Source organism: Pseudomonas sp. K2I15, assembly GCF_002204795.1.
Classification (GTDB): Bacteria; Pseudomonadota; Gammaproteobacteria; order Pseudomonadales; family Pseudomonadaceae; genus Aquipseudomonas.
In genome coordinates this window covers 1-4,885 of record NZ_NIXO01000121.1, presented here as the reverse complement: position 1 = coordinate 4,885, position 4,885 = coordinate 1, and the positions used below count along the sequence as shown (strand labels likewise).

General features: G+C 63.7%; 3 protein-coding genes. All 3 read left to right on the top strand.

What is annotated here, in order from left to right:
- The first annotated feature begins 171 nt into the window (after positions 1–171).
- The 3 genes from CEC48_RS30525 (at position 172) to CEC48_RS30515 (ending at position 4,801) form a co-directional block, all read left to right on the top strand.
- Positions 172–606, top strand: a complete 435-nt coding sequence (locus CEC48_RS30525; RefSeq protein WP_088427212.1) for a MarR family winged helix-turn-helix transcriptional regulator — start codon at positions 172–174, stop codon at positions 604–606.
- 165 nt (positions 607–771) lie between these two features.
- The gene (locus tag CEC48_RS30520; protein WP_088427211.1) at positions 772–1,248 is read left to right on the top strand and encodes a (2Fe-2S)-binding protein; all 477 of its coding nucleotides are present in this window, start codon (positions 772–774) and stop codon (positions 1,246–1,248) included.
- A gap of 16 nt (positions 1,249–1,264) precedes the next feature.
- On the top strand, positions 1,265–4,801 hold the full coding sequence (locus CEC48_RS30515) for a molybdopterin cofactor-binding domain-containing protein (RefSeq protein ID WP_176438809.1): 3,537 nt from the start codon (positions 1,265–1,267) through the stop codon (positions 4,799–4,801).
- The last annotated feature ends 84 nt before the right edge of the window (positions 4,802–4,885 follow it).

The following is a 4,885-nucleotide window of genomic DNA, read 5'->3' as shown; positions in this document are numbered from 1 at the left end:
GGCTTGCTCGCGAATGCGGTGCGTCAGTCACACATGCGCCAGCTGACACATCGCATTCGCGAGCAAGCCCGCTCCCACATTTCGACCGCGTTCCGGCAATGAGATCCTTGAGTCATTTGCGCAACCCCGCCATCATGCCACCCCATCGTCCACCGCCTTCCCGAGCCCGCCGTGCCTGATTCCTACGTTTTCTCCGAGCAAGTTGGCCACCTGCTGCGCAAGGCCTACCAGCGCCACCTGGCGATCTTCCAGCAGAACGTCGGCGACTCCCAACTCACCGCCGTGCAGTTCGTCACCCTGTGCGCCCTGCGCGATCACGGTGCAAGCTCGCTGACCGAACTGGTCAAGGCCACCGCCGTCGACCAGGCGACCATCCGCGGCATCGTCGAACGCCTCAAGGCCCGCGAACTGATCACCCTCGAGCCCGACCCTCAAGACAAACGCAAAGTCGTGGTCAACCTGACCGAATCCGGCGCCGCCCTGGTGCTACAAACCGTACCGTGCGCCGCCACCATCACCGAACTGACCCTGAGCAACCTCAACCCCGCCGAGCGCGTGGCCGTACTGTTCCTGCTACGCAAAATGATCGACGACCCCCAAGACTGAAAACCCCGCCAGCTCTTTGTAGGAGCGAGCTGGCACCGTTTTTGCTCTGAATTGATGTAGTAACCACTTCACCAGTCAAGTGTGTCGCGAGACCCCAGGTACGCGACGCTTTTTTTTGACTGCTTGATGTAGTGAGCACTTCACCAAAGTCAACGGGCGAAGCGAATGATCAGCCAGCACATCACGGTAGCGCTTGAGGTCAACGGCCACACCACACAAGTCAGCGCCATGGCGGACACCCCGCTATTGCTGATCCTGCGCAATGACCTGCAACTCAACGGTCCCAAATACGGCTGCGGCCTGGGAGAGTGCGGCGCCTGCACGGTGATCATCGACGGGGTGGCTGCACGCTCCTGCGTCTTCCCGCTGTCGGGCGCCGTGGGCCGCGACATCGTCACCCTCGAAGGCCTCGGCACCCGCCAAACCCCGCATCCGGTGCAACAAGCCTTTATCGACGAGCAGGCCGCCCAATGCGGCTACTGCCTCAACGGCATGATCATGACCGCCAAGGCCTTGCTCGACCGCAATCCCAACCCCAGCGAAGCCCAGGTGCGCACCGAACTGTCGGGCAACCTCTGCCGCTGCGGCACCCATATCGAAATCCTCCGCGCGGTGCTGCGTGCCGCCCGCCAAACGCCTTGAACGTGGATCGATGACCATGACTGACGCAATCCCTTCCCGCGACCAATGGCTGGCCAAGGCCGGCGTGCTGCTGATCGTCGACGACGTGCTGCCGCCTTCGGGGCCGGTGGCCAAGGGCGGTACACCGACGGTCAAGCCCAAGGAGCTGGGCCTGTTTATCGCGGTGAGCGATGACGGGTTGGTATATGCCTTCAACGGGCATGTGGACCTGGGCACAGGCATTCGCACCTCGCTGGCGCAGATCGTCGCCGAGGAGCTGGACCTGACAATGGAACAGGTGCGCATGGTGCTGGGCGACACCGAACGTGTGCCCAACCAGGGCGCGACCATTGCCAGTGCGACCTTGCAGATCTCCGCGATCCCGCTGCGCAATGCCGCCGCTGAAGCCCGGCGTTTCCTGCTGGCGCGGGCGGCGCAACGCTGGTCGGTCAGTGCACAAAGCCTGAAGGTCGACGCGGGCGTCATCTCAGCCGAAGACGGACGCACCACCACCTATGGCGACCTGGTGAGGGGCGAACATGACGAACTGCGGATCAGCGGCGATGCGCCGCTTAAAGCCACCGCCGATTACCGTTTGGTTGGCAAAGGCACCGCCCGTGTAGATATTCCGGGCAAGGCCACCGGCGAGCTGACTTACGTGCACGACATGCGCGTGCCGGACATGCTTCATGGCCGGGTGATCCGCCCGCCGTATGCGGGCCTGGACTGCGGTGACTTTGTCGGCAACAGCCTGCTGAAGGTGGATGAGTCATCCATCGCCCACATCCCGGGCATTGTCGCCGTGGTGGCGATCCGCGATTTTGTCGGCGTGGTGGCGCTACGCGAAGAACAGGCGATAAAGGCCGCCCAGGAACTGCGGGTTCACTGGAAACCCTGGAACCACCAACTGCCGGACATGAACGATGTCGAGCAGGCGATTCGCGACAACCCACGAGTGCGCCGAACCGTGCTCGACCAGGGCAACATCGACGAAGCCCTGGCCGCCGCCAGCCAGCGCATGCCTCGCACTTACCTGTGGCCGTACCAGATGCACGGCTCCATCGGCCCGTCGTGTGGCGTGGCGGACTATCAGCCCGGAGTCAGCCGGGTCTGGTCCGGCAGCCAGAACCCGCACCTGCTGCGGGCTGATCTCGCCTGGCTGCTGGAATGCCCGGAAGAGTCCATCGATGTGATCCGCATGGAAGCCTCCGGCTGCTACGGCCGCAACTGCGCCGACGATGTGTGCGCCGACGCCTTACTGCTGTCGCGTGCCGTGGGCAAGCCGGTGCGGGTGCAACTGACCCGCGAACAGGAACACCTGTGGGAGCCCAAGGGCACCGCGCAACTGATGGATGTCGACGGCGGCCTGAACGCCGACGGCAGCATCGCCGGCTATGACTTTGAAACCAGCTACCCGTCCAACGGCGCGCCTACCTTGGCGCTGCTGCTGACTGGCCGGGTCGAGCCGGTGGCAGCGATGTTCGAAATGGGCGACCGCACCTCGATCCCGCCCTACGACATCGAAAACATGCGCGTCACCATCAACGACATGGCACCGATCGTGCGTGCCTCGTGGATGCGCGGTGTATCGGCGTTGCCCAACACCTTCGCCCATGAATCCTATATCGACGAACTGGCCTTCGCCGCCGGGGTCGATCCGGTGGAATACCGCCTGCGCTACCTAAAGGATGAGCGCGCCATCGAACTGGTGAAATCCACCGCCGAACGCGCCAACTGGGCACCGCGCACCGCGCCGATGCAAACTGCCAATGAAGACCATCTGCTGCGGGGGCGGGGCTTTGCCTACGCGCGCTACATCCACAGTAAATTCCCGGGCTTCGGTGCAGCGTGGGCGGCCTGGGTGGCGGACGTGGCCATCGACAAGCAGACCGGCGACGTCTCGGTGACGCGGGTGGTGATCGGGCATGACTCGGGCATGATGATCAACCCGGCGGGCGTGCAGCATCAGATCCACGGCAATGTGATCCAGTCCACCAGCCGCGTGCTCAAGGAGCGCGTGACGTTTGAAGAGTCCACCGTGGCGAGCAAGGAGTGGGGCGGTTATCCGATCCTGACCTTCCCCGAAGTGCCACAGATCGACGTGCTGATGATGCCGCGCCAGGACCAGCCGCCGATGGGCGCCGGTGAGTCGGCCTCGGTGCCCAGCGCAGCGGCAATCGCCAATGCGATCTATGACGCCACCGGCATTCGTTTTCGCGAGCTGCCGATCACCCCCGAACGCGTGTTGGCGGCGCTGAATGCGGGCTCGTTGGGCGAGCCGGCGAAGTCACCGCAGAAGCGCCGAAAATGGTTGTTCGGATCACTGTTCGCCGCGTTCGGCGCGGTGCTGGGCATGGCCGCCACCGCGTGGCCGTTTCACAGTGAAATCGCCCCGATTGCGCCGCCCAGCGCCGGCACCTGGTCCAAGGCCACGCTGGAACGCGGCCGTTTGCTGGCCGCCGTGGGGGATTGCGCGGTGTGCCACACGGCACCGGGCGGCGCCACCAATGCCGGCGGGCTGGCGATGCACACGCCGTTCGGCACGCTGTACAGCAGCAACATCACCCCGGATGAGAAAACCGGGATTGGCAACTGGTCGTACCCGGCGTTCGAGCGGGCGATGCGTGATGGTATTGGCCGCGACGGGCGCAACCTGTACCCGGCGTTTCCCTATACCGCGTTTCGCAATATCAATGACGCCGACATGCAGGCGCTGTATGCCTACCTGATGTCCCAGGCTCCGGTGAGCCAGGCTCCCGTGTCGAATGCGATGAGTTTTCCGTTCAGTATCCGGCCGTTGATGGTCGGGTGGAATGCACTGTTTTTGCGTCGAGGGGAAATCACCGTGCAGCCACAGCGTAGCGAGCAATGGAATCGCGGCGCCTATCTGGTCAATGGCCTCGGGCATTGCGCGGCGTGCCATTCGCCGCGCAACCTGATGGGGGCAGAGAAGGGCGGCAAGGCATTCCTGGGCGGCGGCATGGTGGATGGTTGGGAAGCGCCAGCGTTGAATGGCTTGTCCAAGGCACCGACGCCATGGACCGAGGATCAACTGTTCACCTATCTAAGCACCGGTTATTCCGATGCCCATGGCGTGGCGACAGGGCCGATGGGCCCGGTGGTAACTGAATTGGCGAAATTGCCCAAGACCGATATCCGCGCGATGGCGGTCTACCTGGCCTCGCTGAATGACAGCGGCGCCGCCGAAGCGCAGGTCGTGGCTAGCGCGACAGTACCCAATGCCAACGGCCGCCGGGTATTCGAGGGTTCCTGCAAGGCCTGCCATGCCGACGGCCAGGGGCCGAAGCTGTTTGGGGTCAGCCCGTCACTGGCAACCAATACCAACGTGCACAGCGACCAACCGGACAACCTGATCAAGGTAATCCTGCAAGGCATCAGCGCCCCGGCGACCCAGGATCTGGGCTATATGCCCGCGTTCAAGGACAGCCTGTCGAACACCCAGGTGGCGGAGTTGGCGTCCTACCTGCGTACTCGCCTTGCACCCGATGCAGCGCAGTGGGAAGGCCTGGAGCAAAAGGTCGCGCATCTACGAGCCAACCCAGGCACCCACTGATGTGCGCGGTCAAAAATGTGGGAGCGGGCTTGCTCGCGAATGCGGTGTATCAGTCACTACATTTGTCGACTGACGGACCGCATT